At 37.7% G+C, this 22,297-nt stretch carries 21 protein-coding genes; all 21 read left to right on the top strand.

All coding sequences use genetic code 11. The features are described 5' to 3' along the window. Positions 1 to 37: 37 nt before the first annotated feature. The 21 genes from smc to codY all read left to right on the top strand — a co-directional run bounded on the left by smc (position 38) and on the right by codY (position 21,944). Positions 38 to 3,607 carry a chromosome segregation protein SMC gene (gene smc / locus MKY70_RS19830; protein ID WP_088034480.1) on the top strand — a complete coding sequence of 1,190 codons (3,570 nt, stop codon included), beginning with the start codon at positions 38 to 40 and terminating at the stop codon, positions 3,605 to 3,607. Positions 3,608 to 3,621: 14 nt separating this feature from the next. Then, on the top strand, positions 3,622 to 4,611 hold the full coding sequence (ftsY, locus tag MKY70_RS19825) for a signal recognition particle-docking protein FtsY (protein ID WP_002088200.1): 990 nt from the start codon (positions 3,622 to 3,624) through the stop codon (positions 4,609 to 4,611). Between the two features lie 132 nt (positions 4,612 to 4,743). Beyond that, positions 4,744 to 5,076, top strand: coding sequence for a putative DNA-binding protein (locus MKY70_RS19820; RefSeq protein ID WP_002033794.1), 333 nt, complete (start codon positions 4,744 to 4,746; stop codon positions 5,074 to 5,076). Between the two features lie 12 nt (positions 5,077 to 5,088). Continuing rightward, positions 5,089 to 6,438, top strand: coding sequence for a signal recognition particle protein (gene ffh, locus MKY70_RS19815; protein WP_002014519.1), 1,350 nt, complete (start codon positions 5,089 to 5,091; stop codon positions 6,436 to 6,438). 100 nt (positions 6,439 to 6,538) lie between these two features. Further along, entirely contained in the window at positions 6,539 to 6,811 is a 273-nt protein-coding gene (rpsP, locus tag MKY70_RS19810) for a 30S ribosomal protein S16 (RefSeq protein WP_000268750.1), read from the top strand. Between the two features lie 14 nt (positions 6,812 to 6,825). Beyond that, positions 6,826 to 7,053: a KH domain-containing protein gene (locus MKY70_RS19805; protein WP_002088196.1), complete on the top strand. Its 228-nt coding sequence runs from the start codon at positions 6,826 to 6,828 to the stop codon at positions 7,051 to 7,053. 121 nt (positions 7,054 to 7,174) lie between these two features. Then, the gene (gene rimM / locus MKY70_RS19800) at positions 7,175 to 7,690 is read left to right on the top strand and encodes a ribosome maturation factor RimM (protein WP_002014521.1); all 516 of its coding nucleotides are present in this window, start codon (positions 7,175 to 7,177) and stop codon (positions 7,688 to 7,690) included. Further along, positions 7,690 to 8,424 (top strand): tRNA (guanosine(37)-N1)-methyltransferase TrmD, encoded by a 735-nt coding sequence (gene trmD / locus MKY70_RS19795; protein WP_002014522.1) that lies wholly within the window; start codon positions 7,690 to 7,692, stop codon positions 8,422 to 8,424. The genes rimM and trmD overlap by 1 nt, the downstream gene beginning before the upstream one ends. Before the next feature lie 146 nt (positions 8,425 to 8,570). Beyond that, positions 8,571 to 8,915, top strand: coding sequence for a 50S ribosomal protein L19 (gene rplS / locus MKY70_RS19790; protein WP_002014524.1), 345 nt, complete (start codon positions 8,571 to 8,573; stop codon positions 8,913 to 8,915). A gap of 100 nt (positions 8,916 to 9,015) precedes the next feature. Continuing rightward, entirely contained in the window at positions 9,016 to 9,567 is a 552-nt protein-coding gene (lepB, locus tag MKY70_RS19785; RefSeq protein ID WP_002066791.1) for a signal peptidase I, read from the top strand. A gap of 20 nt (positions 9,568 to 9,587) precedes the next feature. After that, a complete protein-coding gene (gene ylqF / locus MKY70_RS19780; RefSeq protein WP_002014526.1) occupies positions 9,588 to 10,478 on the top strand; it encodes a ribosome biogenesis GTPase YlqF in 891 nt (296 codons plus the stop codon). Between the two features lie 55 nt (positions 10,479 to 10,533). Further along, a complete protein-coding gene (locus tag MKY70_RS19775; RefSeq protein WP_002014527.1) occupies positions 10,534 to 11,307 on the top strand; it encodes a ribonuclease HII in 774 nt (257 codons plus the stop codon). Between the two features lie 193 nt (positions 11,308 to 11,500). Continuing rightward, positions 11,501 to 12,661, top strand: a complete 1,161-nt coding sequence (gene sucC, locus MKY70_RS19770) for an ADP-forming succinate--CoA ligase subunit beta (RefSeq protein ID WP_002014529.1) — start codon at positions 11,501 to 11,503, stop codon at positions 12,659 to 12,661. Between the two features lie 19 nt (positions 12,662 to 12,680). Continuing rightward, positions 12,681 to 13,583 (top strand): succinate--CoA ligase subunit alpha, encoded by a 903-nt coding sequence (sucD, locus tag MKY70_RS19765; protein WP_002033796.1) that lies wholly within the window; start codon positions 12,681 to 12,683, stop codon positions 13,581 to 13,583. An 88-nt stretch (positions 13,584 to 13,671) separates the two neighbouring features. After that, positions 13,672 to 14,541 carry a DNA-processing protein DprA gene (dprA, locus tag MKY70_RS19760; protein ID WP_088034482.1) on the top strand — a complete coding sequence of 290 codons (870 nt, stop codon included), beginning with the start codon at positions 13,672 to 13,674 and terminating at the stop codon, positions 14,539 to 14,541. Positions 14,542 to 14,685: 144 nt separating this feature from the next. Further along, on the top strand, positions 14,686 to 16,764 hold the full coding sequence (topA, locus tag MKY70_RS19755; RefSeq protein WP_002088184.1) for a type I DNA topoisomerase: 2,079 nt from the start codon (positions 14,686 to 14,688) through the stop codon (positions 16,762 to 16,764). 48 nt (positions 16,765 to 16,812) lie between these two features. Next, positions 16,813 to 18,117, top strand: coding sequence for an FADH(2)-oxidizing methylenetetrahydrofolate--tRNA-(uracil(54)-C(5))-methyltransferase TrmFO (trmFO, locus tag MKY70_RS19750; RefSeq protein ID WP_002014534.1), 1,305 nt, complete (start codon positions 16,813 to 16,815; stop codon positions 18,115 to 18,117). Between the two features lie 71 nt (positions 18,118 to 18,188). Next, positions 18,189 to 19,088 carry a tyrosine recombinase XerC gene (gene xerC, locus MKY70_RS19745; RefSeq protein ID WP_078175468.1) on the top strand — a complete coding sequence of 300 codons (900 nt, stop codon included), beginning with the start codon at positions 18,189 to 18,191 and terminating at the stop codon, positions 19,086 to 19,088. A 42-nt stretch (positions 19,089 to 19,130) separates the two neighbouring features. Further along, positions 19,131 to 19,673, top strand: a complete 543-nt coding sequence (gene hslV, locus MKY70_RS19740; RefSeq protein WP_002014538.1) for an ATP-dependent protease proteolytic subunit HslV — start codon at positions 19,131 to 19,133, stop codon at positions 19,671 to 19,673. Positions 19,674 to 19,695: 22 nt separating this feature from the next. Continuing rightward, complete coding sequence (hslU, locus tag MKY70_RS19735) at positions 19,696 to 21,087, top strand: ATP-dependent protease ATPase subunit HslU (RefSeq protein ID WP_002014539.1); 1,392 nt, start codon at positions 19,696 to 19,698, stop codon at positions 21,085 to 21,087. A gap of 77 nt (positions 21,088 to 21,164) precedes the next feature. Beyond that, complete coding sequence (gene codY / locus MKY70_RS19730) at positions 21,165 to 21,944, top strand: GTP-sensing pleiotropic transcriptional regulator CodY (protein WP_002014541.1); 780 nt, start codon at positions 21,165 to 21,167, stop codon at positions 21,942 to 21,944. The last annotated feature ends 353 nt before the right edge of the window (positions 21,945 to 22,297 follow it).

Below are 22,297 nucleotides of genomic sequence, written 5' to 3'. Positions count from 1 at the left end.
ACGTTTACAACAACGGAGAATAGGAGGAAGGCCTTTCGTGTTTTTAAAAAGATTAGAAATAGCAGGATTTAAGTCTTTTGCTGAGCGTGTATCTGTCGATTTTGTTCCAGGTGTAACTTCTGTAGTAGGACCTAACGGGAGCGGGAAAAGTAATATTACTGATGCAATTCGCTGGGTACTTGGTGAACAATCTGCAAAGTCATTACGCGGTGCAAAGATGGAGGATATTATTTTTGCCGGCAGTGATACGAGAAGAGCGGTTAATGTTGCTGAAGTTACATTAACTTTAAATAATGAAGACCAACGCTTACCGATTGAGTATAACGAGGTGTGTGTAACGCGTCGTGTATCTCGTTCGGGTGATAGTGATTTTTATATTAATAAACAATCTTGTAGATTAAAAGATATTATTGATTTATTTATGGACTCTGGTATGGGAAGGGAAGCTTTTTCGATTATTAGCCAGGGGAAAGTCGAAGAGATTTTGAGTAGTAAATCAGAAGAACGTCGTGGTGTATTTGAAGAAGCTGCGGGTGTGCTGAAATATAAACTTCGTAAAAAGAAAGCTGAAGGGAAATTGGCGGAAACACAAGAAAACTTAAATCGTGTACAAGATATTATTCACGAATTAAGTAGTCAAGTAGAACCACTAGAAAGACAAGCTTCTATTGCGAAAGATTATCTTGAGAAAAAAGAAGAATTAGAGAAAGTAGAAGCTGCGCTTATTGTACATGAAATTGAAGAATTACATGAAAAGTGGGAAGCGCTTCGAAATCAATTTGGGCATAATAAAGATGAAGAAGCTAAAATGTCGGCGAACTTACAAAAAAGTGAAGAAGAGCTTGAGGAATTACGCGGGCAATTACAAGCCGTTGATGAATCTGTAAATTCCTTACAAGAAGTTCTACTTCTGTCTAGTAAAGAACTAGAAAAACTAGAAGGGCAACGCGAGCTGTTAAAGGAAAGAAAGCAAAATGCAACGACACATTGTGCGCAGCTTGAAAAGCTAATTGTTGAGTTAACAGAGAAAACTACAAGTTATGATGGCGAAATTGAAACAAGTACAGAAGCTTTAATGCAATTTGTGAATCAAGTAAAAGAATTGGAGAAGAAATTGCATGATAACGAGCAATTACTTGCGACTTTTGCTGAGAATTTAGAGGAACAAATTGAGAATTTAAAAGGTGACTATATTGAACTTTTAAATCAACAAGCAAGTCTTCGTAATGAATTATCTATGATTGAAGAACAATCAAAACAGCAAAACTCTAAAAACGAACGACTTGATGAAGAAAATGAAAAGTATGTACAGATGCGTGTGGAAATTACAGCGAAAAAGGCGAAACTTGTAGACAGTTATGAGCAAGCGAGAGAGAAAATAGCTGGCATTATTTCTAACATACAGAAGACAGAAACGGCACTTGGGAAATGTAAGTCACAGTATAGTGAAAATGAAACGAAACTGTATCAAGCGTATCAATTTGTGCAACAGGCGCGCTCTCGTAAAGAAATGTTAGAAGAGATGCAAGAGGACTACTCTGGCTTCTATCAAGGGGTACGTGAAGTATTAAAGGCTAGAGAAAATAGACTACAAGGTATTGAGGGAGCTGTTGCAGAACTTCTGACTGTGCCGAAAGAATATGAAATCGCAATGGAAATCGCCCTTGGGGCAGCGATGCAACATATCGTAGTACAAACAGAAGAGCATGCTCGTAATGCAATTGCATTTTTAAAGCAAAATAAACATGGCCGTGCAACGTTTTTACCTCAAGCTGTTATTAAAAGTCGATCGCTATCATTTGATCAATTACGCATTGTGAATCAGCATCCATCGTTTGTCGGTGTAGCGGCAGAACTTGTGCAGTACAATAATAAATATGAGAATGTAGTTTCAAGTTTATTAGGTACAGTTGTTGTTGCGAAAGATTTACGCGGAGCAAATGAGTTAGCGAAACAACTGCAATACCGCCATCGTATTGTAACACTCGAAGGTGACGTAGTGAACCCGGGTGGTTCTATGACGGGTGGAGCTGTAAAACAGGCGAAATCCTCTTTATTGGGACGTCAACGTGAACTTGAAGAGTGGACTAAAAAACTAACTGACATGGAAGAAAAAACAACAAAGCTAGAAAACTTTGTTAAAGCAGTAAAGCAAGAGATTCAAGAAAAAGAAGTACAAATACGAGAGCTACGCCAAGGTGTAGAGACCGAACGTGTAGATGAACAGAAGCTAAGAGAAGAAATTAATCGTTTAGAATTAGATGAACATCGTATTAATGATCGTTTATCGATTTACGATTTAGAGATTGAAGGATTTTTACAAGATCAAGTAAAAATGCAAGGGCGCAAAGAAGAATTAGAAAAGATTTTAGCGACTCTTCAAGCTGAGATTGGGGAATTAGATAGCAAAATCGTCGTTTTAACGAAACAAAAAAGTGAACAATATTCTTCAAAAGAAAAAGTTCAGAAGGAAATGACGGAGCTAAAAGTACAAGCTGCTGAACAACAACAACGTTTGTCTAATCAAAAAGAAAAAGTCGAACGATTGACGAAGGAAAAAGAAGAGACTGATGCGACGCTTGTAAAAACGAAAGAAGATTTAGCGTTCTTAAAGCAAGAGATGACATCTAATTCAAGTGGCGAAGAACAAATTACGAATATGATTGAGAAGAAAGCGTATGATCGTAATCAAACTTCGGAGTTAATTCGTTCTCGTCGTGAACAACGCGTATCATTGCAAGAAAGAGTCGAGCATTTAGAGCGCGGTGTGAAAGAAACAATAGGTAAACATAAATATATTCTTGAGATGCTGAAAGATCAAGAAGTGAAAATTAACCGACTTGATGTAGAGCTGGAAAATAGATTGCAACATTTACGTGAAACATATACTATTTCATTTGAAGCAGCAAAACTTAAGTATACAATGATGATGCCTGCAGAAGATGCACGTAAAAAGGTGAAATTAATTAAACTATCCATTGAAGAGTTAGGCGCAGTAAATTTAGGGGCAATTGATGAGTATGAACGTGTAGCAGAGCGCCATACATTCTTATTAGAGCAAAGAGATGACCTAGAAGAAGCGAAATCGACATTGCATCAACTTATTACGGAAATGGATGAAGAGATGAAAAAACGCTTTTCTACTACGTTCGAAGGGATTCGAACAGAGTTTCAATCTGTATTCTCTGAATTATTCGGAGGTGGAAGAGCGGATTTAGTAATGACAAACCCAGAAGATTTACTAAATACGGGTATTGATATTGTAGCGCAACCACCAGGGAAGAAACTACAAAATTTAGGTTTACTTTCAGGGGGAGAGCGTGCTTTAACGGCAATTGCGCTCTTATTTGGTATTTTAAAAGTACGCCCAGTTCCATTCTGTGTTCTAGATGAAGTGGAAGCAGCTCTTGATGAGGCAAACGTTGCTCGTTTTGCGCAGTATTTAAAGAAATTTAGTGATGAAACGCAGTTTATTGTAATTACACACCGAAAAGGTACAATGGAAGAGTCTGATGTATTGTACGGTGTAACAATGCAAGAATCAGGGGTGTCGAAGCTTGTTTCTGTTCGTTTAGATGATGGCGAAGAACTTGTTGCAAGTAGATAGGAAGGATGGGAAGTATGAGCTTTTTAAAAAAATTAAAAGAAAAAATTTCAAAACAAACGGATACGGTAACAGAGAAGTTTAAACAAGGATTAGAAAAAACGAGAAATTCATTTGCTGATAAAGTAAATGACTTAGTGTACCGTTACCGCAAAATAGACGAAGATTTCTTTGAAGAATTAGAAGAAATTTTAATTAGTGCGGATGTCGGAGTTTCGACAGTGATGGAATTAATTGATCAGTTGAAAGAAGAAGTGCAACGTCGTAACATTCAAGATCCGAAAGAAGTACAGGCTGTTATTTCTGAAAAGCTAGTGGGCATTTACAAAGGTGACAGCGATTTTAGTAATGAAGTTAATATACAAGAGGATCAATTAACAGTAGTTTTATTTGTTGGTGTGAATGGTGTGGGGAAAACGACGACGATTGGTAAGCTTGCACATAAATTTAAATCAGAAGGTAAGTCTGTCCTATTGGCGGCAGGAGATACATTCCGTGCTGGGGCGATTGAGCAATTAGAAGTATGGGGCGATCGTGTTGGTGTAGAAGTAATTAAACAAGGGTCAGGATCTGATCCAGCGGCTGTTATGTATGATGCTGTACAAGCGGCAAAGGCCCGTAAAGTGGATGTATTGCTATGTGATACAGCGGGACGCTTACAAAATAAAGTAAACTTAATGAATGAGTTAGAGAAAGTGAAGCGTGTAATTGAGCGTGAAGTACCAGGGGCTCCTCATGAAGTATTACTTGTTATTGATGCAACAACAGGGCAAAATGGTTTAAGCCAAGCGAAAACATTCCGTGAAGCAACGAATGTTACTGGTATTGTTTTAACGAAGTTAGATGGAACTGCTAAAGGTGGTATCGTCTTAGCGATTCGTAACGAAATGGATGTTCCGGTGAAATTTGTTGGGCTAGGAGAGCAAATGGATGATCTGCAACAGTTTGATCCAGAACAATATGTTTATGGTTTGTTTGCGAACGTAGTAGAAACAGAAGAAGTGTAAGTGAAAGAAGCGGTATTTCCGCTTCTTTTTTTATAAAAATATGTGATGTTAAGAAAAAAACTTGACACTCTTTTATACTCCATGTAAACTAAGTCATGTAAAGGGAAATCACTTAACAAAGGATGATCCAACATGCTCGAGAAAACAACGAGAATGAACTATTTATTTGATTTTTATCAATCGTTGTTAACGCAAAAACAAAGAAGTTATATGTCGCTTTATTATCTAGATGATTTATCTCTTGGTGAAATTGCGGAAGAATTTGATGTAAGTCGCCAAGCCGTGTATGATAACATTAAACGGACTGAAGCGATGCTTGAAGAATATGAAGATAAATTAGTATTACTTCAAAAGTTTCAAGAGCGACAGCGACTTGTTGCAAAGCTAAAACAGCTACTCAGCGAAGAAGAGCATGTGAATGAAGAAATGAAACAAGTTGTTGAAGCTATCGAAAAATTAGATTAGGAGGGCGGCAATATGGCATTTGAAGGATTAGCCGACCGACTTCAACAGACAATGCAAAAAATCCGCGGCAAAGGAAAAGTTTCTGAAGCCGATGTAAAAGAAATGATGAGAGAAGTTCGTCTAGCTCTTTTAGAAGCGGATGTTAACTTTAAAGTAGTAAAAGATTTTATAAAGCGTGTGTCTGAGCGTGCTGTCGGACAAGATGTAATGAAAAGTTTGACACCTGGACAACAAGTAATTAAAATCGTACAGGAAGAACTTACAGAACTTATGGGCGGAGAGCAAAGCAAAATTGCTGTTGCTAATAAGCCACCTACTGTTATAATGATGGTTGGTCTGCAAGGTGCGGGTAAAACAACGACGACAGGTAAGCTTGCAAATTTGCTTCGTAAAAAGCATAATCGTAAACCGATGCTTGTTGCAGCGGATATTTACCGTCCAGCAGCGATTAAACAGCTTGAAACATTAGGGAAGCAATTGGACATGCCTGTTTTCTCCTTAGGAGATCAAGTAAGTCCGGTTGAAATTGCGAAACAAGCGATTGCGAAAGCAAAAGAAGATCATCACGATTACGTTTTAATCGATACAGCGGGTCGCCTGCATATTGATGAAGAACTAATGGGTGAATTAGCGAAAGTCAAAGAAGTTGCGAAGCCGGATGAAATTTTCCTTGTTGTCGATGCGATGACAGGACAAGACGCGGTAAATGTAGCACAAAGTTTCCATGAACAGTTAGGATTAACAGGTGTTGTACTAACGAAATTAGATGGTGATACGCGCGGTGGTGCGGCATTATCTATTAAGGCTGTAACAAATACACCAATTAAATTTGCTGGTATGGGTGAAAAACTAGATGCAATTGAAGCGTTCCATCCAGAACGTATGGCATCCCGTATTTTAGGGATGGGCGACGTCTTAACATTAATTGAAAAAGCGCAAGCTACAGTTGATGAAGAGAAAGCAAAAGAACTTGAGCAAAAAATGCGTACGCTTTCGTTTACGCTTGACGATTTCCTAGAACAACTTGGACAAGTGCGTCAACTTGGACCGCTTGACGAATTGTTAGGAATGCTTCCTGGTGCAAATAAAATTAAAGGGCTGAAAAATGCACAAGTTGATGAAAAACAAATTGGGCATATTGAGGCAATTATTCGTTCTATGACTAAAGTAGAACGAGAACAACCGGAAATAATCAATGCTAGTCGTAAAAAGCGCATTGCCAAAGGTAGCGGTACAACGGTACAAGAAATCAATCGTCTAATCAAGCAATTTGATGATATGAAAAAAATGATGAAGACGATGACGGGAATGCAAAAAGGTAAGAAAAAAGGACTAGGTGGATTGAAGTTTCCATTCATGTAAGGAAAAAAGATGGCTCTGTTAAGAAAAAATACTTTACAAAGCAATAGTCTTTTTGCTAATATAATTATCTGTGTGAAATAAATTCGGAGGTGCTTTATAAATGGCAGTTAAAATTCGTTTAAAACGTATGGGAGCTAAAAAAACTCCTTTCTATCGTGTAGTTGTTGCAGATTCTCGTTCTCCTCGTGACGGACGTTTCATTGAGGAAATCGGTACTTACAATCCGGTTGCTCAACCAGCGGAAGTTAAGATCAACGAAGAAGCAGCATTAAAATGGTTAGGAAATGGTGCTAAACCATCTGATACAGTTCGTAACCTTTTCTCTAACCAAGGTATCATGGAGAAATTCCACTTATCTAAACAAGGTAAGTAATTGAGGCAATGACAATGAAAATGTTAGTCGAGACAATTGTTAAACCTCTTGTGGATCATCCTGGAGATGTAAAAGTTACACAGGAACTTTGCAACGGAGAAATAAAGTATCGATTAACTGTACATCCTGAGGATGTTGGAAAAGTCATTGGAAAGCAAGGGAAAGTTGCGAAAGCGATTAGAATGCTCTTGTATTCAGTGGGACATCATAATGATGAGAACGTCACACTGGAAATTCAATAAACGTAAAAAGGGCGAGGAGTTATTTCCTCTCCCTTTTTTAACATTTAAAGAGAAATTGCATGTTCCATATATAAAATGGAAATGCTTAATTTATATAGAAACCAGGGGTGACATACTATTTATGACAAAATGGTTTAATGTAGGGAAAATTGTAAATACTCATGGCGTAAAAGGAGAAATTCGTGTTATTTCTCGTACTGATTTTCCAGAAGAGCGATATAAAGTAGGGAACACGTTATACATATGGGATGAGAAAGGTACAGACTACCTTACAGTGAAGGTAACTTCTCATCGTCAACATAAGACATTTGATTTATTAACACTTGAAGGATACAACAATGTAGATGAAGTAGAGAAGTTAAAAGGTTCTTTAATAAAAGTACCAGAAGAGCAGTTAGGCGAACTAGCTGAAGGTGAATACTACTACCATGAAATTATTGGTTGCAACGTTGTAACGGAAGAAGGAGAAGCGTTAGGGACAATCAAAGAGATTCTATCTCCTGGTGCGAATGACGTTTGGGTGATTAAACGTCCAAAGGGTCAAGATTTGTTAATTCCTTATATTGATGACGTTGTACTTCAAGTTAACATTGAAAATAAATTAGTAACCATTCATGTAATGGAAGGGCTACTATAATGAAAATTGACATTTTAACATTGTTTCCAGATATGTTTACGGGTGTATTTGGTTCTTCAATTTTAAAGAAAGCACAAGAAAAAGAAGCGGTAGAGCTTCGTGTTGTCAATTTTCGTGAGTATACAACTAGTAAGCATAATAGTGTAGATGATTATCCGTATGGTGGGGGCGCTGGTATGGTATTAACCCCACAGCCTATCTTTGACGCAGTAGAAGAGTTAACGAAGGAAACAGACCGTAAGCCGAGAATCGTCTTAATGTGTCCACAAGGAGAGCGTTTCACGCAGAAGAAGGCAGAAGAGCTTGCTGGAGAAGAGCATGTTATTTTTGTATGTGGCCATTATGAAGGATACGATGAACGAATTCGTGAGCATCTTGTAACAGATGAGATTTCTATTGGGGATTACGTATTAACGGGTGGAGAATTGGCTTCTATGGTAGTCACTGACAGTGTTGTACGTCTTTTGCCAGGAGTGCTTGGGAATCAAACGTCACAAGTGGAAGACTCTTTTAGCACAGGTTTGTTAGAACACCCACATTATACACGTCCTGCTGATTTTCGTGGTATGAAGGTACCGGATGTACTAATGTCAGGAAATCATAAAAACATTGATGAATGGCGCCATAAAGAGTCACTACGTCGTACGTACACACGTAGACCGGATTTACTGGAAGAACGAGAATTATCTAAGCAAGAAGAGAAATGGCTGGAACAGATTAAAGAAGACCGATAAGGGCTTGATATATTTTCTATTGCAACAGTCCTAGCAATATGCTATTATAACATTTGTGCTACTGAAATCAGTAGCCGTATTAACGATGTTCCGCTGTAATTTAATAAGACTTTATAAGAGCATCTGTTTAAAGGAGAGAATTTAATATGCAACAATTAATCACAGAAATCACAAAAGGCCAATTGAAAACTGACCTTCCTTCATTCCGTCCTGGAGACACTTTACGTGTACACGTAAAAGTAGTTGAGGGAACTCGTGAAAGAATTCAGCTTTTCGAAGGTGTTGTAATTAAACGTCGTGGTGGCGGAATCAGTGAAACATTCACAGTTCGTAAGATTTCTTACGGTGTAGGTGTTGAGCGTACATTCCCAGTTCACACGCCAAGAATCGCGAACATCGAAGTACTTCGCCGTGGTAAAGTACGTCGTGCTAAGTTATACTACTTACGTAACCTTCGCGGTAAAAAAGCACGTATTAAAGAAATTCGATAAGACATGTATGGGAGCTTGTAAATACACAAGCTCCCTTTTTCCAATCTATATGAAATTTTGGTATAATACGAGCAGCTTACATAACAGTGGAGGGGAAAGCATGAAGAAAGAGAAGAGCTCACTTTGGGAATGGATCAAAGCAATTTTGATTGCTGTTGTATTAGCGGGCGTAATTAGACAGTTTTTCTTTGCCCCAATTCTCGTAGACGGTGTATCGATGTCGCCGACTTTACATGACCGTGATCGAATGATTGTTAATAAAATTGGCTATCACATAGGTGATCCGAAACGCTTTGATATTATTGTATTCCGAGCGACGGAAGAAAAAGATTATATTAAGCGTATTATTGGCCTGCCAGGCGACGAAATCGAATACCGTAATGATAAACTATATGTTAACGGGAAACCTTATGAGGAGCCGTATTTAGATAAGCAGAAAAAACAACTTGCTGACGGACCGCTTACATATGATTTTACTCTTGAAGAAATGACAGGAAAGAAAACTGTTCCAGAAGGTCAATTATTTGTTTTAGGCGATAATCGTCGTTTTAGTAAAGATAGCCGTTCGATTGGTACAATTTCAATGGACCAAGTGATTGGTAAAGCAAATATGCTATATTGGCCGTTAAAAGATGCACGTATTGTGAAATAAAAGAAAAAGAAGGTGGCAACATGGTAATTCAATGGTTCCCAGGACATATGGCAAAGGCTAGACGCCAAGTAACAGAAAAATTAAAGTTAATTGATGTTGTAATTGAGCTTGTAGATGCTCGATTACCTTTATCTTCTCGTAATCCAATGATTGATGAAATTATTACACATAAACCAAGGCTTGTTGTTTTAAATAAAGCGGATATGGCGGATGATCGTCTTACAAAGCAGTGGATTGCATATTTTGATGAAAGAGGTCAAAAGGCAATTTCAATTAATGCGCAAGCTGGACAAGGTATGAAAGAAATTGCAGCAGCTTGTAAAGTTCTTGTCAAAGAAAAATTCGATAAAATGGTTGCTAAAGGCATTAGACCAAGAGCAATTCGCGCTTTAATTGTAGGTATTCCAAACGTTGGTAAATCTACACTAATTAATAAATTAGCGAAGAAGAATATAGCAAAAACAGGAGATCGTCCTGGTGTGACAACGGCCCAGCAGTGGATAAAAGTTGGGAAAGAAATGGAATTATTAGATACACCAGGTATTTTGTGGCCTAAATTTGAAGATGAATTAGTTGGTCTTCGTTTAGCGACGACTGGTGCAATTAAAGATTCTATATTAAATCTACAGGATGTAGCTATTTATGCGTTACGTTTTATGGAAAAACATTATCCGGAACGTTTAAAAGAGCGATATAATTTAAATGACATTCCAGAAGAAATTGTGGAGTTATTTGATGCAATTGGAAAAAATAGAGGTTGCTTAATGGGCGGCGGAATGATTGATTATGATAAAACATCTGAGCTTATACTTCGTGAGCTTCGTGGTGGAAGATTAGGAAAAATGACATTTGAAACACCAGAAGAGTTTGCAGAGCAGGTAGAAGATGCGGAAAAAGTAGAAGAAGTATAAGACGTGCGTTTGTACGTCTTTTCTTTTTGGTTACGTTTAAAAGGAGTGTAAATAGATGCAAAAAATGACTATTCATGAAGCGGAATGTTTGCTGCAAGAAATTATGAATGAAGAAGACGAGCGTTTTCAAATGTTAGTGAAAGATGAGCGAAAAGGTGTTCAAAAACTAATTTTGAAGTGGTATAAACAAAAAGAGTTAGCGCAAAAAGAAAGAGAAAAATTTCTAGAAATGTCAAAGTACGAAAATGAGTTACGTGAAAAAGGGCTCACATACATTGCTGGTATTGATGAAGTGGGTCGTGGGCCGTTAGCAGGACCGGTTGTGACGGCGGCAGTCGTCCTTCCGGAAGATTTTTATATTCCAGGATTAAATGACTCGAAAAAATTAAGTGAAGCGAAACGTGAGCGTTTTTATGATGAAATTAAAGAGCATGCAATTGCGATTGGAGTTGGAATTATATCACCACAAGTTATTGATGAAATAAATATTTATCAAGCAACGAAGCAAGCGATGTTAGATGCCGTTGCTAATTTATCATGTACACCAGAATATTTATTAATCGATGCGATGAAGCTTCCTACATCAATTCCGCAAACATCAATCATTAAAGGTGATGCGAAAAGTGTCTCTATTTCAGCTGCATCTATTATTGCGAAAGTGACGAGAGATCGCATGATGAAAGAGTTAGGAGGAAAGTATCCTGCATATGGATTCGAACAACATATGGGATATGGGACGAAACAGCATTTAGAAGCGATTGAAGTACATGGAGTATTAGAAGAACATCGAAAATCATTCGCGCCAATTAAAGATATGATTCAAAAATAAGCTGTATATTCACAGCTTATTTTTTATTTTGGTATATAAACATTATTATTTTCGAAAAAGAATAAAGCGATTTCAGTTTTCTGACACTTTATTGTAGACAGCGTGCCAATCATCTTATACAATGGCAATGTAATGTTTTTTAAACATTAAAAAACTTTTCGAGTAAAACAGGAAAACAGGGGAGGATGGGACCATGAATATCCATGAGTACCAAGGTAAGGCAGTCCTTAGAAGCTATGGGGTTAGCGTTCCGAACGGGAAGGTTGCATTTACAGTAGAAGAAGCTGTAGAAGCAGCGAAAGAATTAGGAACGGAAGTATGTGTAGTTAAAGCGCAAATTCACGCTGGTGGACGCGGCAAAGCTGGCGGTGTAAAAGTTGCGAAAAATTTAGAAGAAGTTCGTACATATGCAGAAAGCATTTTAGGAACTACACTTGTGACGCATCAAACAGGTCCTGAAGGTAAGGAAGTAAAACGCTTACTTATCGAAGAAGGTTGCGATATTAAAAAAGAATATTATGTAGGTCTTGTATTAGATCGTGCAACTTCTCAAGTTGTTTTAATGGCATCTGAAGAAGGTGGAACAGAAATTGAAGAAGTAGCAGAAAAAACGCCTGAAAAAATCTTTAAAGAATATATTGATCCAGCAGTAGGTTTACAAGGTTTCCAAGCGCGTAGAATCGCGTTTAACATCAATATCCCAAAAGAACTTGTAGGACAAGCTGTGAAGTTTATGATGGGCTTATACAGTGCGTTTATCGAAAAAGATTGCTCTATCGCTGAGATTAATCCACTTGTTACAACAGGTGACGGTAAAGTTATGGCGTTAGATGCAAAATTAAACTTTGATTCTAATGCGTTATATCGCAATAAAGATATTTTAGAACTTCGTGATCTTGAAGAAGAAGATTCAAAAGAAATTGAAGCTTCTAAATATGACTTAAACTACATTCCTTTAGATGGAAATATCGGTTGTATGGTTAATGGTGCAGGTTTAGCAATGGCTACAATGGATATCATTAAACATTACCATGGTGACCCAGCTAACTTCTTAGATGTTGGTGGCGGCGCAACAGCTGAAAAAGTTACAGAAGCATTCAAAATTATCCTTTCTGACAAAAATGTAAAAGGTATCTTCGTTAACATTTTTGGTGGCATTATGAAGTGTGATGTTATCGCAGAAGGTGTTATTGAAGCGACGAAGCAGGTAGGCCTTGAGTTGCCTTTAGTTGTACGTCTTGAAGGTACAAACGTAGAGCTAGGAAAGAAAATTTTAAATGAGTCTGGTTTAAATATTGTTGCAGCAGAATCTATGGCAGACGGTGCACAAAAAATTGTTTCACTAGTGGGCTAATAGAAAGCGGGGGAGAAAAATGAGCGTATTAGTTAATAAAGATACAAAAGTTATTGTTCAAGGTATTACAGGTTCTCAAGGGTTATTCCATACAAAGCAAATGATTGAATACGGTACGAAAATTGTAGGTGGTGTAACACCAGGTAAAGGTGGCACTGATATTGAAGGCGTACCAGTATTTGATACAGTAGAAGATGCTGTGAAAGCAACAGGCGCAAACGCTTCAGTTGTATACGTTCCACCCGCTTTTGCGGCTGATGCAATTATGGAAGCTGTTGATGCAAAGGTTGATTTAGTAGTATGTATTACTGAAGGAATCCCTGTATTAGATATGGTAAATGTAAAGAGATATATGGCGGGTAAACATACACGTTTACTTGGACCAAACTGCCCTGGTGTCATTACACCTGACGAATGTAAAATTGGTATTATGCCAGGATATATTCACAAAAAAGGTCATGTTGGTATCGTATCTCGCTCTGGTACATTAACGTATGAAGCTGTACATCAGTTAACGCAAGAAGGTATTGGCCAATCTACTGCTGTAGGTATCGGGGGAGACCCTGTTAACGGTACGGACTTTATTGATGCGTTAAAAGCATTTAATGAAGATGAAGAAACGCATGCTGTAATTATGATTGGTGAAATCGGCGGTACGGCAGAAGAAGAAGCAGCAGAATGGGTACAAGCTAATATGACAAAACCAGTTGTAGGCTTCATTGGTGGTCAAACAGCGCCTGAAGGCAAACGTATGGGTCATGCTGGGGCGATCATTTCTGGCGGCAAAGGAACTGCTGCTGAAAAGATTAAAACAATGGAAGCTTGTGGTATTAAAGTAGCGGAAACACCAGCTGTTATGGGTGAAACATTAATCTCTGTTTTAAAAGAAAAGGGATTATTTGAGACTTGTAAAAACTACTAATCTTTTTGAAAGACACCTTCTTATTAGAGGGTGTCTTTTTACACATTTTTTGTTTACATAATAAAAATTATGGGTAAGGAGAATTGAGATGAAAAGAGAACGTTTATTGCACCTTCATTACATGTTGGCGGATCATTGGAAGGCGATGGAGAGACTACTATATGTTGATCCAGAACTGAAGGGAATATACACTTTTAGTCCGAAACAATTTGAATATTACGCTGGAATATCCTCGAAAAAATCTTTAGAACTAGTAAATTTTCTTCAAATTTCAAATCTCCAACAATATGTATCCCAGTTAGAAAAAAAGAGAATATTTTATATAACAATATGGGATAAGGACTATCCACAATTACTGCGAGAAATAGAAGATCCCCCTTTTGTTTTATACGGAAAAGGAGAAAGAGATTTTCTAAATAAAGTAAATAAATTAGCGATTGTTGGAACGAGAGAACCGTCTTTATATGGAAAGGAGAGTATGAAGTTTATTTTACAACCTTTACTTGAAAAAGAATGGCTTATTGTTAGTGGGTTTGCAAGAGGGATAGATACAATTGCTCATGAAGTTACAGTAAGGCAGCATTGCCCGACCATTGCAATATTAGGACATGGATTATCTTATATGTATCCAAAGGAGAATAGAGGTTTATATGACACGTGGAAAGATTATATATTGTTATTGACAGAGTATCCGCCCCATTATGTGCCGAAAAAATGGTATTTCCCAAAAAGAAATCGAATTATTAGCGGTATAAGTAAAGGTGTTTTAGTTGTAGAAGCAAAAACGAGAAGTGGATCCCTTATTACTGCAGACCTTGCGCTAGAACAAAATAGAGAGGTGTTTGCGCTTCCTGGACCTATATTTATAGAGAGTGCAGCGGGAACGAATCATCTAATTCAACAAGGCGCCAAGCTAGTAAGAAATGCGGAGGATATCCTTGAAGAAATTTTAAATTAACCATATATTTTTATGTTTTTATTAAACAATTATTGACAAATGGTAGATTGTCGCTGTATGGTATATTCATTCTTGATTGACAAAAACAAGAGAAATCAATAAGATTGATGAAGACTTGAATCCACCTCTTAAGGAGGCACTAGCATGTCAGATTACCTCGTAATCGTGGAGTCGCCTTCTAAGGCGAAGACCATTGAAAAATATTTAGGGAAAAAATACAAAGTCGTCGCGTCCATGGGACATGTCCGCGATTTACCTAAAAGCCAAATGGGGATAGAAGTAAAGAATAACTTCACCCCGAAGTATATTACCATTCGTGGTAAGGGTCCCGTTTTAAAAGATTTAAAATCAGCGGCAAAAAAAGCAAAGAAAGTCTATCTCGCGGCCGATCCGGATCGTGAAGGAGAAGCAATTGCTTGGCATTTAGCAAATACGTTAAATGTGGACGTTGAATCAGATTGCCGAGTTGTATTTAATGAGATTACAAAAGATGCAATAAAAGAATCATTTAAATATCCTCGTGCAATTAATATGGATTTAGTAGATGCACAACAGGCAAGGCGTATACTCGATCGTCTTGTTGGTTACAATATTAGTCCTTTATTATGGAAGAAAGTAAAAAAAGGATTAAGTGCAGGACGCGTACAATCTGTAGCAGTTCGTTTAATCATCGAACGTGAAAAAGAAATTCAAAGTTTTGAACCTGAAGAATTCTGGACAATTAAAACAGAATTTGTGAAAGGGAAAGACACATTTGAAGCAAGCTTTTACGGTGTAGATGGTGAAAAAGTTCAATTAACGAACGAAGCACAAGTGAACGAAATAATCGAAAAGATGAAAGACAATGCGTTTTCGGTTGAAAATGTAACGCGAAAAGAGCGAAAGCGTAACCCTGCATTACCGTTTACAACATCTTCCTTGCAACAAGAGGCAGCGCGTAAGTTAAATATGCGAGCAAAGAAAACAATGATGCTTGCACAGCAGCTGTATGAAGGGATAGATCTTGGAAAACAAGGGACTGTAGGTCTTATTACGTATATGAGAACTGATTCAACACGTATCTCAGAAACAGCTCAAACAGAGGCTCGTGATTACATTACTGAGGCGTTTGGTGCGGAATACATAGGAACAGAGAAGAGGAAAGAAACGAAAAAGTCGAAAGCACAAGATGCGCATGAGGCGATTCGTCCTACTTCGGTAATGAGAAAGCCAGAGGAACTAAAAAGTTTCTTAAGTCGTGATCAACTCCGTTTGTATAAACTGATTTGGGAGCGATTTGTTGCAAGTCAAATGGCATCTGCTATAATGGATACTGTTACAGCGAAACTCATTAATAACAATGTTCAGTTCCGTGCAAGTGGATCAGTTGTAAAGTTCCCAGGATTTATGAAAGTGTACGTAGAGTCGAAAGATGATGGTGCGGAAGAAAAGGATAAGATGTTGCCACCGTTAGAAGTAGGTGAAACTGTATTTTCAAAAGATATAGAACCAAAGCAACATTACACACAGCCTCCGCCGCGTTACACAGAGGCTCGTCTAGTAAGAACACTTGAAGAGCTTGGAATTGGGAGACCGTCTACTTATGTACCGACACTTGAAACAATCCAAAAACGAGGATACGTTGCTTTAGATAATAAACGCTTCGTTCCGACTGAGCTTGGTGGAATAGTAATCGAACTTATTTTAGAGTTTTTCCCAGAAATTATTAACATTGAATTTACTGCCAATATGGAGCAAAGCCTTGATGAAGTAGAAGAAGGAAATGCAAATTGGGTGAAAATTGTTGATGATTTCTACGTAGGATTTGAACCGCGCTTAGAAAAAGCGGAAAAAGAAATGCGTGAAGTGGAAATTAAAGATGAACCAGCTGGGGAAGACTGTGAATTATGTAGTCACCCGATGGTCTTTAAAATGGGTAAATATGGGAAGTTTATGGCTTGTTCAAATTTCCCGGAATGTCGTAATACAAAACCGATTGTAAAAGAAATCGGTGTTACTTGTCCGAAGTGTGATAAAGGGCAAATTATTGAACGCCGTAGTAATAAAAAGAAACGCCTTTTCTACGGATGCGGTACGTATCCAGAATGTGACTTTGTATCTTGGGATAAGCCGATTGGTCGTAAATGTCCGAAGTGTGAAGGTATGCTCGTAGAGAAAAAGTTAAAAAAAGGCGTGCAAGTACAATGTATTTCGTGTGATTATGAAGAAGAACAACAAATGTGAGCGTAACTGCTCACATTTTTTTCGGGAAGAAAAGGAAAGGTGATATATATGACAACACAAGTAGTAAACGTCATTGGCGCAGGTCTTGCAGGAAGCGAAGCAGCTTACCAAATTGCAAAGCGTGGTGTCCAAGTAAAATTATATGAAATGAGACCAGTAAGGCAAACACCAGCTCATCATACAGATAAATTTGCTGAATTAGTATGTAGTAACTCACTTCGCGCAAACACATTGACAAATGCTGTTGGTGTTATTAAAGAAGAAATGCGTCTAATGGATTCTGTCATTATTCGTGCAGCTGATGAGTGCTCTGTACCAGCAGGAGGTGCTTTAGCTGTAGACCGTCATGAATTCGCGGCGAAAGTGACTGAATATGTGAAAAATCATCCGAACGTAACTGTAATGAATGAGGAAATCACTGAAATTCCAGAGGGACCAACTGTTATCGCGACAGGTCCACTTACGTCTCCGGATCTTTCTGCACAATTAAAAAAACTAACAGGTGAAGATTATTTTTATTTCTATGATGCTGCAGCGCCAATCGTTGAGAAAGACAGCATTGACATGAATAAAGTATATTTAAAATCCCGTTATGATAAAGGTGAAGCGGCATATTTAAACTGTCCAATGACAGAAGAAGAGTTTGATCGTTTTTATGAGGCTTTAATTGCTGCTGAGACAGTGCCTTTAAAAGAATTTGAAAAAGAAATTTTCTTTGAAGGTTGTATGCCAGTAGAAGTTATGGCAAGTAGAGGAAGACAGACGTTAGTATTTGGACCGATGAAGCCTGTTGGGTTAGAAGATCCGAAAACAGGGAAAACACCGTATGCGGTTGTTCAGTTACGTCAAGATGATGCAGCAGGAACGTTATATAATATTGTAGGCTTCCAAACACATTTAAAGTGGGGGCCACAAAAAGAAGTGTTACAGCTAATTCCAGGACTAGAAAACGCAGAGATTGTACGTTATGGTGTAATGCATCGTAATACGTTTATTAATTCGCCTAATTTACTTCGTCCAACATATCAATATAAACAACGTGATGATTTATTCTTCGCTGGTCAAATGACTGGTGTAGAGGGTTATGTTGAATCAGCAGCATCAGGATTATTAGCGGGTATTAACGCTGCTCGACTTGTAAAAGGTGAAGAGCCAGTTGTATTACCACCTGTAACTGCAATGGGAAGTATGGCAAATTATATTACTGCGACAAATGCGAAAAACTTCCAGCCAATGAATGCAAACTTCGGTTTATTTACACCGTTAGAGAAGAAAATTAAAAAGAAACAAGAACGAAATGAAGCATATGCTACACGCGCTTTGGAAACAATTCAAAATTTTGTAAATATTTAATTAAATTTCTTGCAAAGGCTACTAAGTTGTGATACGATTTAGTAGCCTTTATTGAGGTGAATTATATGGATGTGAATGTGAAGAAATTGTTACAATTATTCGTTGGATATTTACAAATTGAAAGAAATTATTCAAAATATACAATTGCAAGTTATCAAAATGATTTAGAACATTTTGTGCAATTTATGGAGCGAGAAGGCATATCCTCTTTTTTAGATGTTACATACGCGGATGTTCGTTTATACTTGACGACGTTGCACGATCAGAAGTTAGCCCGTAAATCTGTCGCAAGGAAAGTATCAAGCTTACGAAGTTTATATCGTTTTTTGATGCGTGAAGGTTATCAAAAAGATAATCCGTTTGCACTTGCGTCACTTCCCAAGAAAGAATTGTCAATCCCAAAGTTTTTATATGCTGAAGAGTTAGAGGAATTGTTTGAAGTTTCTGATACAGGGGCGCCACTCGGTCAAAGGAATCAAGCTTTATTAGAGTTGATGTATGCAACTGGGATTCGTGTAAGCGAATGCGTTAATTTGCAACTTACCGACATTGACTTTGCAGTGGGAACAATTTTAGTGATGGGAAAAGGGAAAAAACAAAGATATATTCCGTTCGGAAGCTATGCACAAGATGCTTTAATTACTTATATAGAGAACGGGAGAAAACAGTTAGCTCAAAAGACTGAAGAACAATCTCATATGGTATTTTTAAATGCGAAAGGTAAGCCGTTAACAGATCAGGGTGTACGTTATGTTTTGAACGAACTCATTAAGAAAGCTTCACTTACAATGCGGATAAGTCCCCATATGTTAAGGCATACATTTGCTACACATATGTTGGATGAAGGAGCGGATTTACGTACTGTGCAGGAGCTATTAGGTCATGAGAATTTGTCAACCACACAAATTTATACGCATGTCTCTAAAGAAAGATTGCGTTCTGTGTACATGAAGCATCACCCGCGGGCATAAATTGCTTTTAAGGCTATAAAAACATATAAAGGAGTTTTTTCTATGGGAAATTTCCACGCTACAACGATATTTGCAGTTCATCATAATGGAGAATGTGCAATGGCTGGAGATGGTCAGGTAACGATGGGAAATGCTGTTGTAATGAAACATACAGCTCGCAAAGTTCGCAAACTTTTCCAAGGGAAAGTTTTAGCTGGTTTTGCAGGATCAGTTGCTGATGCATTTACTCTTTTTGAAATGTTTGAAGGAAAATTAGAAGAGTATAATGGCAACTTGCAGCGCGCTGCAGTTGAGATGGCGAAACAATGGCGTGGTGATAAAATGCTACGTCAGCTAGAAGCAATGCTCATTGTCATGGATAAAACAACGATGCTCCTTGTTTCAGGTACAGGAGAAGTGATTGAACCAGATGATGGTATTTTAGCAATTGGTTCAGGCGGACATTATGCACTTGCTGCTGGTCGTGCTTTAAAGCAACATGCAAGTGAACATTTAACAGCGAAACAAATTGCGAAGGCCAGTTTAGAAATTGCAGGCGATATTTGTGTTTATACGAACCACAACATAATTGTTGAAGAATTGTAGAATCGTAAGGGAGGCATTTTATATGCATTTACATTTTACTCCGCGTCAAATTGTGGAAAAATTAGATCAATACATCATCGGTCAAAAAGATGCAAAGAAAGCGGTTGCTGTAGCTCTACGAAATCGATACCGTCGCAGTAAATTAGTTGAAAATTTACGTGATGAAATTGCACCTAAAAACATTTTAATGATTGGACCGACAGGTGTTGGTAAAACAGAGGTAGCACGGCGAATGGCGAAACTCGTTGGAGCACCTTTTATTAAGGTTGAAGCGACGAAATTTACAGAAGTTGGATATGTGGGTCGAGATGTAGAGTCGATGGTCCGTGACCTTGTCGAAACATCTGTTCGCATTGTGAAAGAGGAAATGGTAGTTAAAGTTCAAGATAAAGCAGAAGAGCAAGCGAATCAACGTCTTGTTGAAATTTTAGTGCCGAGTCCGGAGAAGCAATCTGGATTTAAAAATCCATTAGAAATGCTTTTTGGTGGTAATCAAAATTCAAACCAAACATCTGATGCACAGGAAGATGATGAAATCGAAAAGAAACGTCAAGATGTGGAAAGAAAGCTTGCGGCAGGCCTTCTTGAAGATGAAGTGATATCGATCGAAGTGACGGAACAACAGTCTTCTATGTTTGATATGTTGCAAGGAACTGGCATGGAGCAAATGGGAATGAATTTCCAAGATGCACTAGGAAGTATCATGCCGAAAAAAACGAAAAAACGTAAACTTTCTGTAAAAGAAGCAAGAAAACTCTTGACAAATGAAGAGGCACAGCGCTTAATTGATATGGATGAAGTTACACAAGAGGCTGTTTATCGTGCTGAACAGCTCGGGATTATTTTTATCGATGAAATTGACAAAATTGCTGGTAAGCAGTCGAATAGCGTAGATGTATCGCGTGAAGGTGTGCAACGTGACATTTTACCGATTGTAGAAGGATCGAATGTAGCAACGAAATACGGATCAGTAAAAACCGATTATATTTTATTTGTTGCAGCTGGAGCGTTCCATATGTCTAAACCGTCGGATTTAATTCCGGAATTGCAAGGGAGATTTCCGATTCGAGTAGAATTAACAAAATTATCGGCGGATGATTTTGTTAAAATATTAATCGAGCCTGACAATGCGCTAATTAAACAGTACACGGCGTTATTAGCGACTGAAGGTATAGAAATTGAATTTTCAGACGAAGCTATTCGTAAGATTGCTGAGATTGCTTATCAAGTTAATCAGGATACAGATAATATTGGAGCGAGAAGACTTCATACTGTTATGGAGAAGCTCCTTGAAGATTTATCGTTTGAGGCATCTGAAATTACGTTAGAGAAAATAACGATAACACCTCAATATGTTGAGGAAAAATTAGCGACAATAGCTAAAAATAAAGATGTGAGCCAGTTTATTTTGTAATAGTGTCATCAGGTGACTCGCCCTAGTTTCCAAGTGATGAAAAAATATGTAAGTAACATGTAGGAGGAAATTTTGAAATGGAATTATTAGCAAAAACGAGAAAATTAAATGCGTTATTACAGAGCGCAGCAGGAAAGCCTGTAAACTTTAGAGAGATGTCTGACACAATGTGTGAAGTAATTGAAGCGAACGTGTTCGTTGTAAGTCGTCGCGGTAAATTATTAGGATATGCGATTCACCAACAAATCGAAAACGAACGTATGAAGCACATGCTTGCAGAGCGTCAATTCCCAGAAGAGTATACGCAAAGTTTATTCAATGTTACAGAAACATCTTCAAATTTAGGTGTGGATAGTGACTACACAGCATTCCCAGTAGAAAATAGAGAATTATTCGGTCAAGGTTTAACTACAATCGTACCAATCGTTGGTGGCGGTGAGCGTCTAGGTACACTAGTATTAGCTCGTCTTGGTCAAGAGTTCTTAGACGATGATTTAATTCTTGCTGAATACAGCTCAACTGTTGTAGGTATGGAAATCTTACGTGAAAAAGCAGAAGAAATCGAAGAGGAAGCACGTAGTAAAGCTGTTGTTCAAATGGCGATTAGCTCATTATCTTACAGTGAGTTAGAAGCAATCGAGCATATCTTCGAAGAATTAAATGGAACAGAAGGTTTACTTGTTGCAAGTAAAATTGCTGATCGCGTAGGAATTACTCGTTCGGTAATCGTAAATGCACTACGTAAATTAGAAAGTGCTGGTGTTATTGAGTCTCGCTCTTTAGGTATGAAAGGAACATACATTAAAGTGCTAAACGACAAGTTTCTACAGGAACTTGCTAAATTAAAAACAAACTAATTTATAAAAAAACTCTCCTCGCTTGAGGAGAGTTTTTTGTTTTTTTAAGTGAATGATTTTGCTTACGTAAGGCGTCATGACAACATTCATTAGAAAACTATTAATTAACCTTCAATTCCTTGCTTAAAGGAATTGAAGGTTGGTAATACTAGGATTTGAGCGTGAAAAAAAGAAAGTTTTACATTGTTCGCATTTTCGACTTGATTGTAATATTTCAGTATGATATAGTAAGCAGTGGTGTCAGTACAAAGTACACACGTTTACTGATTTAAGTGTTGGTGCTACGTTCGTAGTTTCGCTTAGAGATGAAGTAAACGGAGGATATCAAAAAAACCATTTAGGAGGAACTAAAT

This window comes from Bacillus sp. FSL R9-9492, assembly GCF_038007365.1.
Taxonomy (GTDB): Bacteria; Bacillota; Bacilli; order Bacillales; family Bacillaceae_G; genus Bacillus_A; species Bacillus_A mycoides.
Note: the sequence above shows the minus strand (reverse complement) of the source record. Positions and strands in the feature narration are given on the sequence as shown.